The organism is Escherichia sp. MOD1-EC5433 (assembly GCF_002966005.1).
GTDB lineage: Bacteria > Pseudomonadota > Gammaproteobacteria > Enterobacterales > Enterobacteriaceae > Escherichia > Escherichia ruysiae.
Genome location: NZ_PTRL01000008.1, coordinates 176,325 through 198,017 on the forward strand (window position 1 = coordinate 176,325; position 21,693 = coordinate 198,017).

At 50.0% G+C, this 21,693-nt stretch carries 18 protein-coding genes; 6 read left to right on the forward strand and 12 right to left on the reverse strand.

All coding sequences use genetic code 11. From position 1 onward, the window contains the following. Nucleotides 1-186: 186 nt before the first annotated feature. Both C3D30_RS16855 and rlmKL read right to left on the reverse strand, forming a co-directional pair. Nucleotides 187-2,094, reverse strand: coding sequence for an ABC transporter ATP-binding protein (locus C3D30_RS16855; RefSeq protein WP_000053105.1), 1,908 nt, complete (start codon nucleotides 2,092-2,094; stop codon nucleotides 187-189). An 11-nt stretch (nucleotides 2,095-2,105) separates the two neighbouring features. Beyond that, nucleotides 2,106-4,214 (reverse strand): bifunctional 23S rRNA (guanine(2069)-N(7))-methyltransferase RlmK/23S rRNA (guanine(2445)-N(2))-methyltransferase RlmL, encoded by a 2,109-nt coding sequence (gene rlmKL / locus C3D30_RS16860; protein WP_105287154.1) that lies wholly within the window; start codon nucleotides 4,212-4,214, stop codon nucleotides 2,106-2,108. Nucleotides 4,215-4,311: 97 nt separating this feature from the next. Between rlmKL and C3D30_RS16865 the strand changes: the two genes are divergently transcribed. Continuing rightward, nucleotides 4,312-5,421 carry a YcbX family protein gene (locus C3D30_RS16865; RefSeq protein WP_105287155.1) on the forward strand — a complete coding sequence of 370 codons (1,110 nt, stop codon included), beginning with the start codon at nucleotides 4,312-4,314 and terminating at the stop codon, nucleotides 5,419-5,421. Here C3D30_RS16865 and zapC read toward each other — a convergent pair. The 9 genes from zapC to C3D30_RS16910 form a co-directional block, all read right to left on the reverse strand. Then, nucleotides 5,418-5,960, reverse strand: coding sequence for a cell division protein ZapC (gene zapC / locus C3D30_RS16870; RefSeq protein ID WP_001220664.1), 543 nt, complete (start codon nucleotides 5,958-5,960; stop codon nucleotides 5,418-5,420). The two genes, C3D30_RS16865 and zapC, sit on opposite strands and share 4 nt — an antisense overlap. Nucleotides 5,961-6,133: 173 nt before the next feature. Continuing rightward, the gene (gene pyrD / locus C3D30_RS16875; RefSeq protein ID WP_105287156.1) at nucleotides 6,134-7,144 is read right to left on the reverse strand and encodes a quinone-dependent dihydroorotate dehydrogenase; all 1,011 of its coding nucleotides are present in this window, start codon (nucleotides 7,142-7,144) and stop codon (nucleotides 6,134-6,136) included. 110 nt (nucleotides 7,145-7,254) lie between these two features. Next, nucleotides 7,255-7,965 (reverse strand): fimbrial chaperone, encoded by a 711-nt coding sequence (locus C3D30_RS16880; RefSeq protein ID WP_105287157.1) that lies wholly within the window; start codon nucleotides 7,963-7,965, stop codon nucleotides 7,255-7,257. Further along, entirely contained in the window at nucleotides 7,958-8,473 is a 516-nt protein-coding gene (locus C3D30_RS16885; RefSeq protein ID WP_105287158.1) for a fimbrial protein, read from the reverse strand. Before C3D30_RS16885 ends, C3D30_RS16880 begins: the two co-directional genes overlap by 8 nt. A 7-nt stretch (nucleotides 8,474-8,480) precedes the next feature. After that, entirely contained in the window at nucleotides 8,481-9,023 is a 543-nt protein-coding gene (locus tag C3D30_RS16890; protein ID WP_016231655.1) for a fimbrial protein, read from the reverse strand. Nucleotides 9,024-9,034: 11 nt separating this feature from the next. After that, nucleotides 9,035-10,093 carry a fimbrial protein gene (locus C3D30_RS16895; protein WP_001166723.1) on the reverse strand — a complete coding sequence of 353 codons (1,059 nt, stop codon included), beginning with the start codon at nucleotides 10,091-10,093 and terminating at the stop codon, nucleotides 9,035-9,037. Further along, the gene (locus C3D30_RS16900; RefSeq protein ID WP_016231654.1) at nucleotides 10,084-12,684 is read right to left on the reverse strand and encodes a fimbrial biogenesis usher protein; all 2,601 of its coding nucleotides are present in this window, start codon (nucleotides 12,682-12,684) and stop codon (nucleotides 10,084-10,086) included. Before C3D30_RS16900 ends, C3D30_RS16895 begins: the two co-directional genes overlap by 10 nt. Nucleotides 12,685-12,708: 24 nt before the next feature. Beyond that, nucleotides 12,709-13,410, reverse strand: a complete 702-nt coding sequence (locus tag C3D30_RS16905; protein ID WP_016158009.1) for a fimbrial biogenesis chaperone — start codon at nucleotides 13,408-13,410, stop codon at nucleotides 12,709-12,711. Nucleotides 13,411-13,492: 82 nt separating this feature from the next. Beyond that, on the reverse strand, nucleotides 13,493-14,035 hold the full coding sequence (locus C3D30_RS16910) for a fimbrial protein (RefSeq protein WP_000750302.1): 543 nt from the start codon (nucleotides 14,033-14,035) through the stop codon (nucleotides 13,493-13,495). Nucleotides 14,036-14,390: 355 nt separating this feature from the next. On the opposite strand from C3D30_RS16910, the gene ssuE reads away from it, so the two are divergent. From ssuE to ssuB, 5 genes are read left to right on the forward strand one after another with little or no spacing between them, the layout of a single operon-like run. Next, complete coding sequence (gene ssuE / locus C3D30_RS16920; protein ID WP_105287159.1) at nucleotides 14,391-14,966, forward strand: NADPH-dependent FMN reductase; 576 nt, start codon at nucleotides 14,391-14,393, stop codon at nucleotides 14,964-14,966. Then, nucleotides 14,959-15,918: an aliphatic sulfonate ABC transporter substrate-binding protein SsuA gene (gene ssuA / locus C3D30_RS16925; RefSeq protein ID WP_001244253.1), complete on the forward strand. Its 960-nt coding sequence runs from the start codon at nucleotides 14,959-14,961 to the stop codon at nucleotides 15,916-15,918. Before ssuE ends, ssuA begins: the two co-directional genes overlap by 8 nt. Continuing rightward, entirely contained in the window at nucleotides 15,915-17,060 is a 1,146-nt protein-coding gene (gene ssuD, locus C3D30_RS16930; protein WP_021550554.1) for an FMNH2-dependent alkanesulfonate monooxygenase, read from the forward strand. Before ssuA ends, ssuD begins: the two co-directional genes overlap by 4 nt. 11 nt (nucleotides 17,061-17,071) lie before the next feature. After that, nucleotides 17,072-17,863 carry an aliphatic sulfonate ABC transporter permease SsuC gene (gene ssuC / locus C3D30_RS16935; RefSeq protein WP_105287160.1) on the forward strand — a complete coding sequence of 264 codons (792 nt, stop codon included), beginning with the start codon at nucleotides 17,072-17,074 and terminating at the stop codon, nucleotides 17,861-17,863. Then, nucleotides 17,860-18,627, forward strand: coding sequence for an aliphatic sulfonates ABC transporter ATP-binding protein (gene ssuB, locus C3D30_RS16940; protein WP_001090494.1), 768 nt, complete (start codon nucleotides 17,860-17,862; stop codon nucleotides 18,625-18,627). Before ssuC ends, ssuB begins: the two co-directional genes overlap by 4 nt. Before the next feature lie 198 nt (nucleotides 18,628-18,825). Here the strand turns inward: ssuB and pepN are convergent, their stop codons facing one another. Next, nucleotides 18,826-21,438, reverse strand: a complete 2,613-nt coding sequence (gene pepN, locus C3D30_RS16945; protein WP_105287161.1) for an aminopeptidase N — start codon at nucleotides 21,436-21,438, stop codon at nucleotides 18,826-18,828. Nucleotides 21,439-21,693 lie beyond the last annotated feature (255 nt).

The following is a 21,693-nucleotide window of genomic DNA, read 5'->3' on the forward strand; positions in this document are numbered from 1 at the left end:
GTACTCCTTAATGATGCGCTATTCTACAGATTGCTGACAAAGTGTCCTTTTTTCATGCCGGATGCAGCATAGGTGCCTTTACCGGTCTGAGAGAATATAAATAGTTTCCCCCATGCCTGATAAGCGTAGCGCATCAGGCAATTTTACCTTTGTCATCAGCCTCTATATCAATCAACTGTTTTGCGATCAGCCACCATTTTTTAACGCTTCAAGATACTCCCAGCGTTCAAAAGCCTGCTCCAACTCCTGCTCCGCAGCAGCCAGATCAGCGAGCACTTTTTGCGTATGTTCATGAGACTGGCTGAAGAAGGAGGCATCCGCCACCTGCGCCTGTAAGGCTTCCAGCTTCGATTCCAGATCTTCAAGCAATTGAGGAAGCTGTTCCAGTTCACGCTGCAATTTATAGCTTAGTTTGCTAGTGTTGCGTTTTACAGTTTCTGTTTTTGGCGCTGCCGCTTCTTCGGTTTTTTTCACTACAGGCTGTTTAAGCGCCACATACTGTTCTTGCTGACCACGGGCATCATGATAACCGCCAACATAACGACCAATTTTGCCGCCGCCTTCGAAGATCCAGCATTCTGTAACGGTGTTATCGACAAACTGACGATCGTGGCTTACTAACAACACCGTCCCCTGGTAGCTGTCGATTAGCTCTTCAAGCAGTTCGAGCGTTTCGACGTCAAGGTCGTTGGTCGGTTCGTCGAGGATCAGTAAATTGCTTGGCTTAAGGAACAAGCGCGCCAGCAGCAGACGGTTACGTTCCCCGCCAGAAAGCGCACGCACCGGCGTCATCGCTCGTTTCGGATGGAACAGGAAGTCCTGCAAATAGCCCAGCACGTGGCGTGGTTTACCGTTAACCATCACCTCTTGCTTACCTTCTGCCAGGTTATCCATTACCGTTTTATCGGGATCGAGTTCCGCGCGGTGTTGGTCGAAGTAAGCCACTTCCAGTTTGGTGCCGACATGAATACGCCCGCTGTCCGCTTGAAGTTGACCGAGCATCAGTTTCAGTAGCGTGGTTTTACCACAGCCATTCGGGCCAATCAGGGCAATTTTGTCGCCACGTTGAACCTGGGCAGAAAAATCTTTCACCAGTTGCTTGCCGTCAACCTGGTAGCAAACGTCTTCCATTTCGAAAACGATCTTACCGGAGCGGCTGGCCTCTTCCACCTGCATCTTTGCCGTACCCATTACCTCGCGGCGTTGGCTACGTTCACGACGCATCGCTTTCAATGCACGCACGCGACCTTCGTTACGGGTACGACGCGCTTTGATCCCCTGACGGATCCACACCTCTTCCTGCGCCAGTTTGCGGTCGAACTCGGCGTTTTGCAGCTCTTCCACGCGCAGGGCTTCTTCTTTTTCCAGTAAATACTGGTCGTAATTCCCTGGATAGGTCACCAGCTTGCCGCGATCGAGATCAACAATACGCGTCGCCATATTGCGAATAAACGAACGGTCGTGGGAGATAAAAATAATCGTCCCGTTAAAGGTTTTCAGGAAACCTTCGAGCCAGTCGATGGTTTCGATATCCAGGTGGTTCGTCGGTTCGTCAAGCAGTAACACGCGCGGATTGCTCACCAGCGCGCGTCCCAACGCCGCTTTACGCAACCAACCGCCGGAAAGTGACGACAGCGCAACGTTAGGATCTAACCCCAGTTGCGCCAGCACTTCGTTGATGCGGTTTTCCAGCTGCCACAGGTTGTGGTGATCCAGCTGTTCCTGAACCTTCGCCAGTTCGTTGAGATTTTTCTCGCTCGGGTCGTTCATCACCAGGCGCGAAATATCGTGATAGCGTTTCAGATATTCCGCTTGTTCTTCAATGCCTTCGGCAACGAAATCATAAACGCTACCCTCAACGTTACGCGGCGGATCCTGTTGCAGACGAGCTACAATCAAATCTTGCTCGTAAATAATGCGACCGTCATCCAGCCCTTGTTCACGGTTGAGGATTTTCATTAACGTCGATTTGCCTGCGCCGTTGCGGCCCACCAGACAAACACGTTCGTTATCTTCGATATGCAGTTCTGCGTTATCGAGAAGCGGCGCGTCGCTGAACGACAGCCATGCGCCATGCATACTGATTAATGACATTACTATTCCTTTCAGGCTGCGGTAATCAGCCAGCAGTTGTGGATCTGGCGGTTACGGGCGAAATCCTGGGAGAGCGTTTTTTGCGTAATTTCTTGTGCTTTCAGTCCCAGTTTTGCCAGTCCGTCAAGATCCATACGGAAGCCGCGTTTGTTGTTCGAGAACATGATCGTCCCACCTGCACGCAGCAGACGTTTCAAATCTTTCATCAGCGCCAGATGATCGCGCTGAACATCAAACGCATCTTCCATTCGTTTTGAGTTAGAGAAGGTTGGCGGATCGATAAAGATCAGATCGAACTGTTCATTAGCTTCACGCAACCACGCCAGGCAATCGGCCTGAATCAGGCGATGCGCACGACCGGTTAAGCCATTCAGACGCAGGTTGCGTTCTGCCCACTCCAGATAAGTACGCGACATATCCACGGTGGTGGTGCTGCGTGCACCGCCTAATCCCGCATGCACGGTGGCGCTACCGGTATAGGAGAAAAGGTTGAGGAAATCTTTGCCTTTACTCATCTGACCGAGCATACGACGGGCGATACGGTGATCGAGGAACAAACCCGTATCGAGGTAATCCGTCAGGTTCACCCACAGGTGCGCGTTATATTCGGTGACTTCAAGAAACTCGCCCTTCTCGCCCAGTTTCTGATACTGATTTTTGCCTTTCTGGCGTTCACGGGTTTTCAGCACCAGTTTGTTTGGCGCAATCCCCAGTACCGAAATGGTCGCAGCGATAATATCGAACAGACGTTGACGCGCTTTGTGCGCATCGATGGTCTTCGGCGGCGCGTACTCCTGCACGACCACCCAGTCGGCGTAGCGGTCAACAGCGACGTTGTATTCCGGCAAATCGGCGTCATACAGACGATAACATTCAATCCCTTCCTGACGCGCCCATTTTTCGAATTTCTTCAGGTTCTTACGCAGACGGTTGGCGTAATCTTCCGCCACCATCGCCGGTTTGCTGTCCGGAGTACTTTCAGCAACGTGGTAATTTTTCTGCACGCAGTCCAGCGGGCCATTTTTCGCCTTGTACTGTTTGTCTGCGCGCAATTGCAGACAACTTAACAAATCCGGTGAGGCGCTGAATAAAGAGAGATTCCAGCCACCGAACTGGTTTTTCATGATTCGACCCAACAGACTATGCAGCGCAATCAGCGCCGGTTCGCTGTCCAGACGCTCGCCGTACGGCGGGTTGCTCAGTACTGTACCATACGGTCCTTTTGGCAGCGGATTGGTCAGTTGCGCGACATCTTTCACGTCAAAAGTGATCAGTTCGCCAATCCCCGCAAGACGGGCGTTAGTGCGCGCACGTTGAATCACCCGTGCGTCGCTGTCCGAACCGTAAAAATGAGAACTATACTCAGCCAGGCCTTTACGGGCGCGAGTTTGCGCTTCCGCTTTCACTTCCTGCCAGATAGCTTCGTCGTGCTGCGCCCAGCCGCTAAAGCCCCAACGCCCACGGTGCAAGCCCGGCGCGCGGTCGGTCGCCAGCATCGCTGCTTCAATCAGCAACGTACCGGAACCACACATCGGGTCAAGCAGTGGTGTTCCTGGCTGCCAGCCGGATCGCATCACAATGGCAGCCGCCAGTGTTTCTTTGATTGGCGCAATACCGGCACGGTCACGATAACCACGCAGATGCAAACCATCACCACTTAAGTCGAGAGCGATACTGGCGGTTTCTTTATGTAGCCAGACATTAACGCGGATATCCGGCGCATCGCGATCAACATTTGGTCGCGGCAGATTTTTACGCGTGAAAGCATCAACAATTGCGTCTTTAACTTTCATCGCGCCGTACTGGCTGTTGCGGATAGTGTCATTCAGACCGCTAAAGTGGACAGCAAAGGTCGCGCCAGGATTAAACATCTCTGTCCAGTTGATCGCCTGAACGCCGAGATAGAGGTCTAAATCGCTGTAAACCTTACACTCGCCCAGCGGCAACATAATACGCGAGGCCAGGCGGCTCCACATCAGGCTCTGGTATACAAGCCGCGTGTCGCCCTTGAAATGGACCCCACCCTGAACCACCTGGCATTCAACGGCCCCCAGGTTTTCCAGTTCAGTTTTTAACAGCTCTTCCAGCCCACGGGCCGTACTGGCAAACAGAGAATTCATATCGTCACTTTTACTCTAAGAAAATTGTTGCGCATTATAGCTAATAAGTCCGTCATGTCATAAAGTTGAGGGCTTATTTTCATTTGGGGACCGCACCGTGGCGACATTAACCCGGCTTTTTATTCATCCTGTTAAATCCATGCGTGGCATCGGTCTGACACACGCTCTTGCAGATATCAGCGGGCTGGCCTTCGATCGCATTTTTATGCTGACAGAACCTGACGGTACGTTTATTACCGCTCGTCAGTTTCCGCAAATGGTACGGTTTACCCCTTCTCCCGTGCATGACGGCTTACATCTCACCGCGCCCGATGGTAGCAGCGCGTGGGTCCGCTTTGCCGATTTCGCCAAACAGGACGCACCAACGGAAGTGTGGGGTAACCATTTTACTGCGCGCATTGCGCCAGATGAGATTAACAAATGGTTAAGCGGATTTTTCTCCCGCGACGTGCAATTGCGCTGGGTGGGGCCGCAGATGACGCGGCGCGTAAAACGCCACAACACTGTACCCCTGTCATTCGCTGATGGCTATCCGTATCTGCTCGTCAATGAAGCTTCATTGCGCGATCTCCAACAACGCTGTCCGGCAAGTGTCAAAATGGAACAATTCCGCCCCAATCTGGTTATTTCTGGCGTAGCCGCGTGGGAAGAAGACACCTGGAAAGTGATTCGTATTGGCGATGTGGTGTTCGATGTGGTGAAACCTTGTAGCCGTTGTATTTTCACCACCGTTAGCCCGGAAAAAGGGCAAAAGCATCCGGCTGGCGAACCATTAAAAACGCTGCAATCTTTCCGTACAGCCCAGGATAACGGCGATGTCGATTTCGGTCAAAACTTAATTGCCCGTAACAGTGGTGTTATCCGTGTTGGCGATGAGGTGGAAATCCTGGCGACAGCACCGGCAAAAGTCTACGGTGCGGCCGCAACGGACGATACTTTCCCTGCGCCCCAACAACCGAATGCGAATGTTGATATCAACTGGCAGGGGCGGGCATTTCGCGGTAATAACCAACAGGTACTGCTGGAACAATTAGAAAATCAAGGGATTCGTATTCCCTATTCTTGCCGTGCCGGCATATGTGGAAGTTGTCGTGTTCAGCTTCTCGAAGGCGAAGTCACCCCGCTGAAAAAATCAGCTATGAGCGACGATGGAACAATTCTTTGCTGTAGTTGCGTACCGAAGACTGCATTGAAACTGAAAAGTTAAACGGCTTGTTCAAGGCTGACGCTGTCATAACTTACATGCGGTCTCAGCCTGTCATTCATAATTTTGATGGCGTCACCCAGTTGCATGGCGCGCCCGGCGATAATGACGCAAGGTTGCGCCAGCAGGCACAGTGCGGCATTTTCGCCAGATTCAATAACCAGTAAATTGACCTGCTCATTGGTGTCGCTTAACCAGACACAGGCAGCATCACCCGACGCTGGTGCCCACATTTCGCCATGAGAAACAAAATGCCAGCTTTTCGGCATTTGCGGTTTGAGATAACGAATCGCTACCAGTGCATTAAGCACCAGTTCAGCTTTTTGTTCTTTTGATAAGTTAAGGTCGCGGCATTTTTCTTCAAACGTGAAATAGAGCGCGGCGTCATCAACGCAAAATCCCGCAGGAGAAAAAGCATCCGGCGTCAACATTTTACGTGCAAAACGTGAGCGAAACAGCATACCATTGGCTAAATCAAGCATCATTCGATCATGCTCTTCATCGTAATACCAACGCCAGTTATCGTCTGGTTTAATTCGCATATGCCTCTCCTCTACCCTATAAATTCACTGCAACACATTCCATTGTTGCTTTGCTTAATAACCTCAACAAGAAAAGTACAAAATGTCTAAATAAGTAACAGGAATGAATATAAAACAACCAGGGCTGAAAATAAAGCCCTGATTATCTTATAAAGAGAAAGTGAAAGAAATAATTAGATATGAGTAACGATTTCTTTAATCAGCGGCGGCCCTTTAAAAATAAAACCAGAATAAATTTGCACCAGTGAGGCTCCTGCGGCTATCTTCTCACGGGCAGCGATAACCGAGTCAATACCACCAACACCAATGATCGGTAAACGACCATTTAATTCCTGCGACAAGCGGCGAATAATTTCTGTGCTTTTTAATTGTAACGGACGACCACTTAAGCCACCGGTTTGCTCGCAATTTTTCATTCCCTGAACTAAAGAACGATCGAGGGTGGTATTAGTCGCAATAACGCCATCAATATTATGGCGTACCAAACTATCGGCCACCTGGATCAACTCCTCTTCAGAAAGATCCGGCGCGATCTTCACTGCGATCGGCACATATTTATGGTGCATCGCTCGCAAATCATTTTGCTTATTTTTAATTGCCGTTAATAAATCATCCAGTGCTTCGCCATATTGCAGAGTACGTAATCCTGGGGTATTCGGTGATGAAATATTGATGGCGATATATCCTGCATAGGCGTAGATTTTCTCCATACAAATCAGATAGTCATCTTTGCCTTGCTCAACCGGTGTATCTTTATTTTTACCGATATTAATTCCCAGTACGCCATCATAATGTGCTTTTTTAACGTTCTCAACGAGGTTATCAACGCCGAGGTTATTAAAGCCCATACGGTTGATCAAACCTTCAGCATCCACCAGGCGGAAGAGACGTGGCTTGTCATTTCCTGGTTGTGGACGAGGGGTGACAGTGCCGATCTCGATCGATCCAAATCCCATTGCGCCTAAAGCGTCAATACACTCCCCGTCTTTATCAAGACCGGCAGCCAGACCAAGCGGATTTTTAAAGGTCAGTCCCATGCAGTTAACCGGTTTCGCTGGAACGTTCTGTCGAACAAGTGCTTCAAACGGCGTTCCGGTAATGCGACGTAATTGCTGAAAAGTAAACTCATGAGCGCGCTCAGGATCGAGCTGGAAAAGGGCTTTACGAACGAAGGGGTAGTACATGAACTCTCCTGGATTCCCGGTGTGCAAACCGGGTGCGTATTATGTGTGAGTTCGGATCAAAAGGGAATTGACCTGTGGCAAAAAAAGCGCAAACGTTTTCTGAACCTGTTTTAGGGCAGATTTTGCTCCTTCTTTTCACTCAAACCGCCGTAATCATTTATCGTCCGCCAGGAGACCTGGCACTGTGCCACTGACTGGCACCAACTTGTCTGACGCTGACTTTTAGGAGCCACAACCCCCGCGTTGCTTAGCGGTTGACCATTTACGCTAACCTGAATCAAGTTGATGTAGTAAAGCGTGGGGTTAATCAGTTGCACCCCCTGCGAAGTCCGTGACCAGCGTAATTGTTGATAAGCCTCCAACGGATCGCCTTGCAAACCTTCGGGTCGCCAGAACAGTTTAAATACTGAACGCATCGCCACTTTCACGCTTTGATTTTCCACTTTGCCAGAAGGCACGCTGGCAATGCTTAATTCGAATAGCGTTTCACGATTCGTAGGTAATAAATTGCTTTCAGTTTTCAGCAAGCGCAACGTTCCTGTGGTTCCCGGCTTCAACAGAAAAAGCGGCGGAGCTGCCAGTAATGGTGCTGATGTGGCAGGTGCATCTCCCCCCGCCCAGCGTACAGGGCGATTAATTTTACTGTTGATAAGCCAGGATTCCTGACTGGTATTGGTCAGTGAAATCGAAATCGATTCTCTGTCAGCAGGAAAGACAAATCGCGTTCCCCCAACCACAACCCCCGCCTGTAACTCTCCCGCTACCAGCAGGAGTAAGACGACAAAAATAGACAGCGTAAATCTGTTCCAGATATTAGTCATAATGAAGTACAAATGTCGCGCTGGCACTCACATTGCCCGACTGCACACCGCCACCGACAGGTCGCAGTTGCGCATAAAACGTTAATGGCACATTACCGCTATGTAAGCTGTAGTCTTTGCTCGCCTGATTAAGCGGTATCAATATCTTCGCATCATCCAGAATCGCAATAGCCAGCCCACTGGCTGCATCCGTACCACTTTCAATGGACAGCATTTCGCTCTGTATTCCGTCGGGTATTCCTGAAAAGGTGACGTCTACCGTGCTGACATCTGTTCCGCAATCCTGCAAATTAATCATGAAAGATTTCTCCGGACCATAATTCCCATGAGAAAAACGCGTCAGCGAGACATCACCTAACGGTACATTAATTTGCTTGCTATCCTGTGCCAGTACGCACGTGTTACGGCGAAACGATCCACTGATGTTTACCGTGCCATCATGAGCAAACACCGTGCCGCCTCCCGTTAATCCCAGCAAGCACAGAATCAAGATTATCCGTTTCAACATCACTCCTTCACTGGTAAACCAGATCAAAATACAGGACAGCAGTCGCATTACCGCCCGTTGCTCCCGTCTTTGTAGACTTGTAACGCAGTTGATACTTGAGTGTGTTATCCCCTGCTTTTAAGGGGGTGAGCGGCTGTACCTGGTTGAGCGGGATTTCTTGCTGGGTTTGTGCATCGAGAATTTGCACGGCAATCCCCGTTGCCATTCCACCGCTTCCGCCTGTGTCGGTTAATTTGAGTAATGTCGGTGCAAGGGAATCAGCTTCGCCGCTAAAAAGGACATCCGCGCCAGTAATACCAGCGGCACAGCCGGTAATATCAATATTCAAATCAGCAGCAGTGCTTACGGTATTCGCGGTCTGAAAATCGCTGATATTAAAATCACCAATATGGATATTTTGTAATGCGCTTTTAGTAGAGACATCGCAGCCCTGATCAACCACATTGCCATAAATATGCATACTGACCTGCTCAGGTCCAGCCGTCCCGACATGTGCATTAAGCAGAGTCAACGACAAGACAACATACTGAATTATTGTATTTTTCTTCATGTATTCACGCGTCAGTCAAAGTTTATTCTTACCGTCGCCGTGGCTTCAAAGCGCCCGGTTTCCGGTGGTACGCCCGTCGTGCTGACCGGATAAACATTCATTCGCGCGATACTGTCCGCATCATCAGGAATTGAGAGCGGTAGCGTTCCTCCTGCTGGGGAAATAATATTGTTCTGGCTGTCAGTGACTACAACACCGACACCGGGACGTGAAGTCTTAATCGCCTGGGGATAATTGGGATCGCTGGTTGCCGTCAGACTTAAATTAACGTTAACCAGTCCGGAGTTTCCGGTATTACACCTGACAGGAATCGATAGACCTGCGGTATTGGCTCCCAGTGGTTTATGACCCACAACCCGAAAGTTAGCGGCAAATACATCCCCCAAATCCACTTCGATGGTCTCTCCGGCGTTAACAGAGCATGATTCCAAAGAATTGATAGTACCTGACAGGTAATACACCAGAACCGGTGTACCTGTGGCCGTACAGGAATTACCTGCGGGTATGTTGTAACATTCGAATAATCGCGCCAGCGCCATCGGCGGAATGGTTACCGAACCGACAAACGGCTGTAATATTTTCAGGGAAAAACTCCCGCTATTGCCGCTTGCTCCCTGGCCACCTAATCGTTGCCCACCAGGATCGCAAATATGCCATCGGTTGTCAGACCCTGTACCAATATTTTCAAACGGTACTGCAGTTGGAGAATTCCCTTTCACCTGGAGCAATACCTTAGCCGCCAGATAGTCGTTGATTTTGTACCAGCTGTCGCCTAAATAGGGTAACGGTGAATCAGCAGCGAATGCCCACAGACCACTTCTGACATTGTCTTTATCGCAATCACAGGAAACATAATAATCATTCGATTCGTTCCACTGATAAAATTTATCTTTGACCACTCCTGCTGTATTTTCTTCTTCGTCGAGAGTTTTAACGCCAAAATTAACGCCAATATAAGGGTTCCCCTGCGTAACATGGCACTGTCCGGTATAAGCAGCGGCTTGAGCGCCCCAAAGTATTAACACGGCAGCAAAAATCAGTCGTAATAATGAAATAGAATTTATCTGCATATGGCCTCCATACGCGTAATCGCTGAGTTAATTTGCTGTTCGGTTAGTTGATAACTTATTCGGCAAGCCTGATCGGAAGCTTCGCCCCAGCGTACGGTTATCGTTCCCTTCGCCGGTAAACCTGACATATAGAGCGAACCATCATCATCAATAATGCCGCTATTTGTCTGTACGCCATCCAGTGTTGCCATCGCGCCAAAGCGCAGCGGCATACCCTGCTTTGATGTTTTCATTAATACTCTGGCCCCAACATGGGCACTGAATTGCGCCAATACCAGCGCCCCTTTGGTGGGCACCACGTTTACCACTGCATTTTCAATATCCACATTACGTCTCAACGACGCGGCATCGAGCGCAATGCGATTTTCCCGGTAAGAAGTGGCATAAGGGACAACGGTATAGCCGCGCCAGTCGGTTTTCAGGCCAGTGCTGTTTGCCACTCGGGTATTTTCTGCGCCCGGAGCAGCAATCAAAACATTTGTTTCGCCCAATGATTGACCCAACGTAATACCGTGCGAATGGGCAACTAAACCGCCTGAAAGTGCATAATTAAGCTGTTGCTGTCGGGCATTATCGCTGTAGTTATATCCCACTCTGGCATCACCAAACGCACCCTTGTAATCCATGCTGGCGCTGCCGTTGGCGGTTTTTCCTTCGCTGTTATAACCCTGTTGCACGCTATAACTCAGATTACCGTCGTCGAGTAATGTCTCCGTTAAACCCAGGTTTTGCGTTATATGTCCCTCGTTATCGACGCTGGTATTTGAGGTCACCCAGGCGTAATTCTTTTTCGCGGTATAGCTATCATTAGTCTTTGGAAGCAATAAACTGAACGGTAAGGAAAAATTCAGCGCAAATACCTGGTCGGCTTCAGGCTGGCCACGTGATTTACTGTAGTTCCACGATAGTCCCAGGGAAACATCTTTAATTTGCGTGTTATAACCAAACTGTAATAACCGATCCTGTTGATTCGTATGCCAGTATGTCTGCTGACTGCCGCTTAAATAAAACGAACCGTACTCGCCTAATTGCTGGGAGATATTGAGCTGAAGTTTGCCGCGTTTGGTGTAATACAAATTGTAATAACGCGACCACATCGGCGTGTCTTCGTCATCACCGTCATTAAATTCGTAACCATCCATGTGTTTATACATGGTGTCGGAAAGTGTGTAGAAACCGGAAGTAGAATAGCGATAGCCCATCAACTGAAAATTAGTGCCAAACTGGTTAAGCGTTTTGGCATACAGGAAACGATACGACTGACCTTTATGTTCACTTTGATCTGCCAGTGTACTCTTCGCCTGGGTTGCATCGAACGAAATTGCCCCGAAATCGCCGAGGTTAAACCCCATGCCAAACATCGCAGCACGGTAATATTCAGCATATTGCCCACCGCCATACCAGGTCATTCCCCACGGCCCACCCCATTGCAGCGTAGCCTGAGCAAATTTACTTTCTTGTTGGTCATTGCTATTGGTTCTGTATTTCGCCAGTGTCACCGCGTATTTGATTCGCCCCTGACGCTGGAGCAATGGCACGCTGGAAAAAGGTACGCTGTAACTATTGACGCTGCCGTCAGCTTCTTTAATTTCAACCAGCAAATCACCACTAGACGACGTGGAATAGAGATCACTAATTTCAAAAGCACCAGGCGAAACATAGGTTTGGTAGATGGTATAGCCGTTTTGTTTAATTGTTATCTGAGCATTGCTTTTTGCGATACCACGCACCACTGGCGCAAAGCCTTTCAAACTGTCTGGCAGCATGTTGTCATCTGACGCCAGTTGCACGCCACGAAAGCTGACGCTATCGAAAAAATCGCCTACTGTATAATCATCACCCACGGTCAATTCGCCTTTTAATGGAATAACTGCCCGCTGCAGGTAGCTGCTGAGATTCTTCCATTCTGCGGGTTGTCCGCTACTACGACTCCATGTTGAATTGTTGCGCAATCTCCACGAACCTAAATTCACGCCACTGTTTAAATTCAGAAAATAGCTGTCACCAGAATCACTGCTTGTACTGCTGTGAATGCTGTTAGCACCGCTAAATGAATATCCCAGTAATAGCGCGTTGATCCCTTCATCCCAACGTTCAGGGGGAACGTAGCCACGAGCGTTACTTTTGATGGCGATTTGCGGTACTGAAATTTCCAGACGGAGTTTATTCACATCAAAGGTCACGCTGGCATCGGGAATAATTTCCGTCAACGGCGCGCACGCTTGTTTGTCCAGTTGTTTAAAAGCCGGAAACGCGTCAGTATTCACGCCCATTGCATCCAGGCTTTCAGTCGTTAAACAGGCAGCAATCCCCTTCTCTGGCGTTATCTCAACAAAATTGACGTTGCGCGTATCTACAATTGTCTGATTCAGAACAATATCGACACGATAAACCCCTGGCGTTATTTTTTGTCCTTTTTCGAAACGGGACAAATCGGCCACCATTGAGGGATCATCTTTGAAAAAGGCAGGATCGAACCAGGTTTCAGCTTGTGCATTGAACGCCGCCGACACAAACACCACCAGCCCACCAATAAACGATGGCACTCCACCAGAGCTTAACAGGCTGTGTTGTCGTTGAGTTCTATGCATCTCGCTCTCTTAACTGAAGACGACTTACGATTTACAGTTGAGTTGCGGCGTTTCCGCCCCATAGTCATTGATTGTTTGGTACGTTACGCTGCTGTTTTTGGCTCCCTTAGGCAGAGAGAATTGATATTTATCAACGGGGGAGATCATTTGATTTTTAACCGTTTTCCCACCTATTTTCAGGTTTGTAAGGGTAATGAAGTAAGGCGTTGGATTACTGACTGTAATCACGTCGGCTGACGAGGTGCAACGCAGTTTTGCCGGAGCCTCACTAACGGAATACGGTAAACCTTTTGGTCGCCAGAACAGTTTGATAACACTTTGCGTGGCAATCTTCAGGGTATTGCCCTCTTCCCGCTTTGTTGTGGCAGGAACGGCACGCACACTGGTATAGAAAAGGCTTTCCCTGTCTTTTGCTAACGGTGCACCAATATACATAATGCGTAACAGATTCTCATTTGCCGGATTCAGCACAAATAGCGGTGGCGTAATAATAAAATCTGCTGATTTTTTATTATCCGGCGTCATCACCCATGACTGAATAAGATAAGAAACATCAGGACTGGTGTTACGCACGCCAAGTGAAATTTGTTCTTCACTTTCAGAATAAACCAGACGCGTGGCGGCAAGTCCTACTCCACCTTTACCTGCGGCCCAGACGGACATACAGTTTAGTAATATTACCGTTAAACTTACGGTCACAATTCCCTTTGTTATGCAAGTTTTCATAAACAGGTACTCTTAAAAAATATGAATATCCCCTCCAGAACACTGGAGGGGTACTAATTAATAAAACAATTAATGAGTTCTATTAATAATAGTTAATATGGAAATCAGTTACCGCATTAACATTACCTGAAGTCGCTTTACCCGTAGCGATATAATCAACTTTAAAGGTCACTGTTTGCTCAGCAGAATCCGCTAACTGAATATTTTCAGTTTCCGTACCGGGAGTCACTGTTGTAGTACCATCCGGCATATACATTTGTAGAGCGACATTAGTCGCTGCATCGGTAGAAGCCTGGTTGGCGAATGCTGTAGTCTGTGTGGCGTCAGCCGTACCGCTAAAGGTGAAAGCAGCATTTTTAGTTACAGTAACATCACAGTCTTCTAATGCAATTGGTACATCAGTTTTTACACCAGAGACTGCGCCATTACTTTGCAACTTCGTTGCACTGACATTTGGCAATGTGACTATTGAATCTTTCGTCGCAGCGACCAGCGTGCAGGCAGGTGCGATGACTTTACCATTAAACGTTACTGTACCGTCCGTGATGGCATTATCATCAGCCGCCATAACGCTGGAAGTTGTACATACCACAGTTATAAACGCCGTCAATACACTTTTTTTCATCGTTATCATCCTGATTTCTTCGTAAATATGATAATGCCTATAAATGACATCGCATTTAATAATATCAATAATTGTCCGCTATTTAAACCGGGTCTATTCACCCAAATAAATGACATTTTCTTAACTTATAGATTTAGTGAATATAATTTCATGGTACTCATTGGCAATATATTGATTCAATATAAAACGACAGCCCAATAAATAAATACAAGTGATATTTTAATAACATCCTTTAGTTCATTTTTAGAAAAACATACACAAAAATTATATTTGGCATTTGCTTTTCCCTCCGACAGACTGAGCGAATTGTTATCAATGTTAACAAAACAAGAACAATTGGTTATAAGGAGAGAATATGCGTGTCATCACCCTGGCAGGAAGTCCTCGCTTTCCTTCTCGCTCCAGTTCTTTGCTGGAATATGCGCGAGAAAAATTGAATGGCCTGGATGTCGAGGTTTATCACTGGAATCTGCAAAACTTCTCCCCGGAAGATTTGCTCTATGCCCGTTTCGATAGTCCGGCACTCAAGACCTTCACCGATCAGTTGCAAGAGGCTGATGGGCTGATTGTCGCCACGCCCGTCTACAAAACCGCCTATTCCGGCGCACTGAAAACGCTTCTCGATCTGCTACCAGAACGCGCACTGCAAGGAAAAGTGGTGTTGCCGCTGGCGACAGGTGGCACGGTGGCTCACCTGCTGGCGGTTGATTACGCACTTAAACCAGTTTTAAGCGCACTAAAAGCCCAGGAGATCCTACACGGCGTATTTGCCGATGACTCACAGGTGCTTGATTTCCAACATAAGCCGCAATTCACGCCGAATCTGCAATCCCGTCTTGATACCGCGCTCGATACCTTCTGGCAGGCGTTGCACCGCCGTGATGTCCAGGTTCCTGACTTTCTCTCTCTGCGAGGTAACGCCCATGCGTAATATTTTTAAACTGGTGCTGGTGGGATTATTCAGCGTCTCTACGCTCGCGATTGCTGCGGAGTCTTCTCCTGAAGCGTTACGGATAGGTTATCAGAAAGGCAGCATCAGCATGGTGCTGGCAAAAAGCCACCAGTTACTGGAAACTCGCTATCCGCAAACCAAAATCTCGTGGGTTGAGTTTCCCGCTGGTCCGCAAATGTTGGAGGCGTTAAACGTCGGCAGTATCGATCTGGGCAGTACGGGGGACATTCCTCCAATCTTTGCTCAGGCCGCCGGTGCTGATTTGGTTTACGTCGGTGTCGAGCCGCCGAAACCAAAAGCCGAAGTGATTCTGGTGCCCGAAAACAGCCCGATCAAAACTGTGGCTGAACTAAAGGGCCACAAAGTCGCGTTTCAGAAAGGTTCAAGTTCGCACAACCTTTTACTGCGCGCACTGCAACAGGCCGGGCTTAAATTCACTGATATCCAGCCGACCTATCTGACGCCCGCCGATGCGCGCGCTGCATTCCAGCAGGGTAACGTCGACGCCTGGGCTATCTGGGATCCTTACTACTCTGCCGCGTTATTACAGGGCGGCGTGCGGGTGCTGAAAGATGGCACCGATCTCAATCAAACAGGATCGTTTTATCTGGCAGCCCGTCCCTATGCGGAAAAAAACGGCGCATTTATTCAGGGCGTACTGACAACCTTTAGCGAAGCTGATGCGTTAACCCGCAGCCAGCGCGAGCAAAGTATCTCTTTACTGGCAAAAACGATGGGCTTACCGGCACCGGTGATTGCCTCGTATCTGGATCATCGCCCCCCTACCACCATCAAACCCGTGAACGCCGAGGTTGCTGCTTTACAGCAACACACTGCCGACCTGTTTTATGAAAATCGTCTGGTGCCGAAAAAAGTCGATATCCGTCAACGCATCTGGCAACCCACTCAACTGGAAGGAAAACAATTATGAGTCTGAATATATTCTGGTTTTTACCCACGCACGGTGACGGTCATTATCTGGGAACGGAAGAAGGGTCTCGCCCGGTTGATCATGGGTATCTGCAACAGATTGCGCAAGCGGCGGATCGTCTTGGCTATACCGGCGTGCTGATCCCAACAGGCCGTTCCTGCGAAGATGCGTGGCTGGTGGCGGCATCGATGATCCCGGTGACGCAACGGCTTAAGTTCCTCGTCGCCCTACGCCCAAGTGTGACATCGCCTACCGTAGCCGCTCGCCAGGCTGCCACGCTTGATCGCCTCTCTAATGGACGCGCGTTGTTTAACCTGGTTACAGGCAGCGATCCGCAAGAGCTGGCAGGCGACGGCGTGTTTCTTGATCATAGCGAGCGTTACGAAGCCTCGGCGGAATTTACTCAGGTCTGGCGGCGGTTATTGCAGGGGGAAACCGTCGATTTCAACGGCAAACATATTCATGTGCGAGGAGCAAAACTGCTCTTTCCACCGATCCAACAGCCGTATCCTCCTCTTTACTTTGGCGGATCGTCCGACGTCGCTCAGGATCTGGCTGCCGAACAGGTTGATCTTTATCTTACCTGGGGCGAGCCGCCGGAGCGGGTAAAAGAGAAGATCGAACAAGTGCGGGCAAAAGCTGCCGCACATGGGCGCAAAATCCGTTTCGGTATTCGTCTGCATGTAATTGTCCGCGAAACCAACGACGAAGCCTGGCAGGCCGCCGAACGGTTAATCTCCCATCTTGACGATGAGACGATTGCCAAAGCACAAGAAGCGTTTGCCCGGACGGATTCCGTAGGTCAACAACGAATGGCGGCGCTGCATAACGGCAAGCGCGACAACCTGGAGATCAGCCCCAATTTATGGGCGGGCGTTGGCTTAGTGCGCGGCGGTGCCGGGACGGCGCTGGTGGGCGATGGGCCGACAGTCGCTGCGCGAATCAACGAATACGCCGCGCTTGGCATCGACAGTTTTGTACTTTCTGGCTATCCACATCTGGAAGAAGCGTATCGGGTTGGCGAGTTGTTGTTCCCACATCTGGATGTCGCCATCCCACAGATTCCCCAACCGCAGCCGCTGAACCTGCAAGGCGAAGCAGTAGCAAATGAGTTTATCCCACGTAAAGTCGCGCAAAGCTAAGGAACAAGATGATGGCAACGCCAGTGAAAAAGTGGTTATTGCGCGTTGCCCCCTGGTTTTTACCGGTGGGCATCGTGGCGGTGTGGCAACTGGCCTCCTCGGTTGGCTGGCTGTCGACGCGTATTTTGCCCTCGCCGGAAGGGGTGGTGACGGCGTTCTGGACGCTCTCAGCCAACGGCGAATTATGGCAGCATCTGGCGATCAGCTCCTGGCGGGCGCTAATCGGTTTTTCCATTGGCGGATCGCTGGGATTGATTCTGGGGCTGATTAGCGGTCTGTCGCGCTGGGGTGAGCGACTACTGGATACCTCAATTCAGATGTTGCGCAACGTGCCGCATCTGGCGCTGATCCCACTGGTGATTTTGTGGTTTGGCATTGATGAGTCCGCAAAGATTTTCCTGGTGGCGCTTGGCACGCTATTCCCCATTTATATCAACACCTGGCACGGGATCCGTAATATCGATCGCGGGCTGGTAGAGATGGCGCACAGCTATGGCTTATCCGGCGTGCCGCTGTTTATCCATGTGATCCTGCCCGGTGCCCTGCCCTCAATTATGGTCGGTGTGCGCTTTGCGTTAGGTCTGATGTGGCTGACGCTGATTGTTGCCGAAACCATTTCTGCTAATTCCGGCATTGGTTATCTGGCGATGAATGCGCGGGAGTTTCTGCAAACGGACGTGGTGGTAGTCGCCATTATTCTTTACGCCCTGCTCGGCAAACTTGCTGACGTCAGCGCCCAATTGTTAGAGCGCGTCTGGCTACGCTGGAACCCGGCTTATCATCTGAAGGAGGCCACGGTATGAATACTGCACGATTGAACCAGGGCACACCGCTATTGCTCAATGCGGTAAGCAAACATTACGCAGAAAATATCGTTCTGAATCAACTTGATCTACATATTCCGGCTGGTCAGTTTGTGGCTGTGGTCGGTCGCAGCGGCGGTGGTAAAAGTACTCTGCTGCGCCTGTTGGCGGGGCTGGAAACACCAACCGCAGGCGATGTGTTAGCGGGCACAACGCCACTTGCCGAAATTCAGGACGATACACGCATGATGTTTCAGGATGCCCGTTTACTGCCGTGGAAATCGGTGATTGATAACGTCGGGTTAGGCCTTAAAGGCCAGTGGCGCGATGCCGCGCGTCGGGCGTTGGCTGCGGTAGGATTGGAGAATCGGGCTGGGGAATGGCCTGCCGCACTTTCTGGCGGGCAAAAACAGCGTGTGGCACTGGCAAGAGCGTTGATTCATCGACCGGGTTTATTGTTGCTTGATGAACCGCTCGGGGCACTGGACGCCTTAACGCGACTGGAGATGCAGGATTTGATTGTGTCACTTTGGCAGGAGCACGGTTTTACCGTCTTGCTGGTAACGCATGATGTGAGCGAAGCGGTGGCGATGGCTGACCGGGTGCTGTTAATTGAAGAAGGAAAAATTGGTCTGGATTTGACGGTGGATATACCCCGTCCGCGCCGGTTAGGGTCGGTACGATTAGCGGAGCTGGAAGCGGAAGTGTTGCAGCGGGTGATGCAGCGTGGGCATTCTGAACAACCGATTCGGCGTCATGGTTAATATGCCGGATGCGGCGCATAAAACCAGCAGTTTCAACGGGCTTGTAGGCCTGATAAGACGCGTCAAGCGTCGCATCAGGCCGTTGGGCACGGTTGCCGGATGCGGCGTGAACGCCTTATCCGGCCTACAAAACCAGCAATTTCAACAGGTTTGTAGGCCTGATAAGACGCTGCAAGCGTCGCATCAGGCATGTTTGTATCAAGCCAGAGCTTTGGTGATTTTCTCGTACAGATCGCCAGAGAGATTTTCCAGCCCTTTCAACTGTTCCAGCGCCGCACGCATTTTTGCCTGACGTTTGGCATCGTAACGTTTCAGGCGAATTAGCGGCTCAATCAGGCGCGAAGCCACCTGCGGGTTACGGCTGTTCAGGTCGGTGAGCATTTCCACCAGGAACTGATAACCGCTGCCATCTTCGGCATGGAACGCAGCCGGGTTGCTGCCCGCAAACGCACCAATCAACGAACGAATACGGTTCGGGTTGCTCATGGTAAATGAGCGATGCTGCAACAGGCTACGCACCGTCTCCAGCACATTCGCCGCCGGACTGGTGGCTTGCAGGATAAACCATTTATCCATCACCAGGCCGTCCTGATGCCACTTGTCGTCGTACTCCTGCATCAGCGCGTCACGACATGGTAACTGCGCAGCAACCGCCGCCGAAAGCGCCGCCAACGCATCGGTCATATTGTTGGCCTCGTGGAACTGCTTGCTCACCAGCACGTCAGCCAGATGCGTTTCACCAAAAGCGAGGAAACGCAGGCAGGCATTACGCAGAGTGCGTTTCGCAATATCTTCATGCTCAACGCGGTACTCACTCTGGTAATTCGCGTTATAAATAGCCAGCAACTCATCCGCCAGTTCAGTCGCCAGAGTACGGGTGAGAGCTTCACGCACTTCAGCAATGGCGATCGGGTCGATGATATCGAACAGTTCTGCCATTTCATTGACGGAAGGCAGCGTCAGGATTTCTGCCGCCAGCGCCGGGTCAATCTTCTCATCGAGCAATACCGCACGGAAAGCATCTGCAACATGCACCGGCAGAGATAGCGGCTGCCCTTGCTGATGACGGGCAACGTTCAGTTTGATGTAGGTTGCAAGCAGGCTTTGTGCCGCATCCCAGCGAGAGAAATCATTACGCGCATGGCGCATCAGGAAAGTCAGTTGCTGGTCGCTCCACTTATATTCCAGTTTCACCGGCGCAGAAAATTCGCACAGCAGCGCAGGCACAGGCTGGAAGTAGACGTTATCGAAGACAAAGGTCTGTTCCGCCTGGGTGACATTCAATACCGGATTGACCGGATGGCCACCCTTCTGCAACGGAATCACTTTGCCTTCGTTGTCATACAATTCAATAGCAAACGGAATATGCAGTGGCTGTTTTTCTGCCTGATCCGGCGTGGCTGGTGTGCGCTGGCTGATGGTCAGAGTGTACTGCTCGGTTTCCGGATTGTAGTCGTCTTTAACGGTCACAATCGGCGTACCGGACTGACTGTACCAGCGACGGAAATGGGAAAGATCGACATTTGACGCATCTTCCATCGCCTGAACGAAATCATCGCAGGTCGCAGCACTACCATCATGACGCTCGAAATAGAGCTGCATCCCTTTCTGGAAGTTTTCTTCGCCCAGCAAGGTGTGGATCATACGAATCACTTCTGCGCCCTTTTCGTAAACGGTCAGAGTGTAGAAGTTGTTCATTTCAATGACCATATCCGGACGGATTGGGTGAGCCATCGGGCTGGCGTCTTCCGCAAACTGCAATCCGCGCATGGTGCGCACATTATTGATACGGTTTACCGCGCGGGAACCAAGGTCAGAGCTGAATTCCTGATCGCGGAAAACGGTCAAGCCTTCTTTCAAACTGAGCTGGAACCAGTCGCGGCAGGTCACACGGTTACCGGTCCAGTTATGGAAATATTCATGGCCGATAACGCGTTCAATATCGAGGTAATCTTTATCGGTTGCGGTGTCGGTACGCGCCAGCACATATTTGGAGTTAAAGATGTTAAGACCTTTATTCTCCATTGCGCCCATGTTGAAGAAATCCACTGCAACGATCATATAGATGTCGAGGTCATACTCCAGGCCAAAGCGTTCTTCATCCCACTTCATGGAATTTTTCAGCGAGGTCATCGCCCACGGCGCGCGATCAAGATTGCCGCGATCGACATACAGCTCCAGCGCCACTTCGCGACCGGAGCGGGTAGTGAAGGTGTCGCGAAGTACATCGAAGTCACCAGCTACCAGCGCAAACAGATAGCTCGGTTTCGGGAACGGATCCTGCCACTGTACCCAGTGACGTCCGTTTTCCAGTTCGCCTTGCGCAACGCGGTTACCGTTGGAAAGCAGGAACGGGTATTTAGTTTTATCGGCAACAATTTTGGTGGTAAAACGCGCCAGCACGTCCGGGCGATCGAGATAGTACGTAATATGGCGGAAACCTTCAGCCTCACACTGGGTGCAGAGCGCATCGCCTGACTGATAAAGCCCTTCCAGCGCGGTGTTGGAGGCCGGGCTAATTTCATTAACAATCTTGAGCGTAAAACGTTCCGGTAAATTATTGATGATCAGTGAGCCCTCTTCTTTTTTCCAGGCTGTCCACGGCTCATCATTAATATGAATAGAGACCAGTTTAAGGTCTTCGCCGTCCAGACGAAGCGGAGCATCTGATGCACCATGACGGACAGCCTGGCTGATCGCGGTAACCACCGTCTTTTGCGCGTTCAGGTCAAAGGTCAAGTCAATATCAGTAATCTGGTAATCCGGCGCACGATAGTCGTGACGGTATTTGGCTTGTGGCTGTTGAGTCATAAATAACCTTTAGCATCTTTTATAGAGTCAGGTGTTCAGTCTATTCCTGTTGCATAAATCTCGCTACGCAGAATCTTCATCTTTTCAGGTACAAACGCTTTTATTGCTACATTTTTATAACATACAGGGCGCAATACCATCGACCATAAAGGTGGCATATGGTGTGATCGGGGTTCAATAAATTGCGAAACAAGGTATACTCCAGCAGTTCCTGAAGATGTTTATTGTACTAAACGCTCCCGTACGAGGACGCTA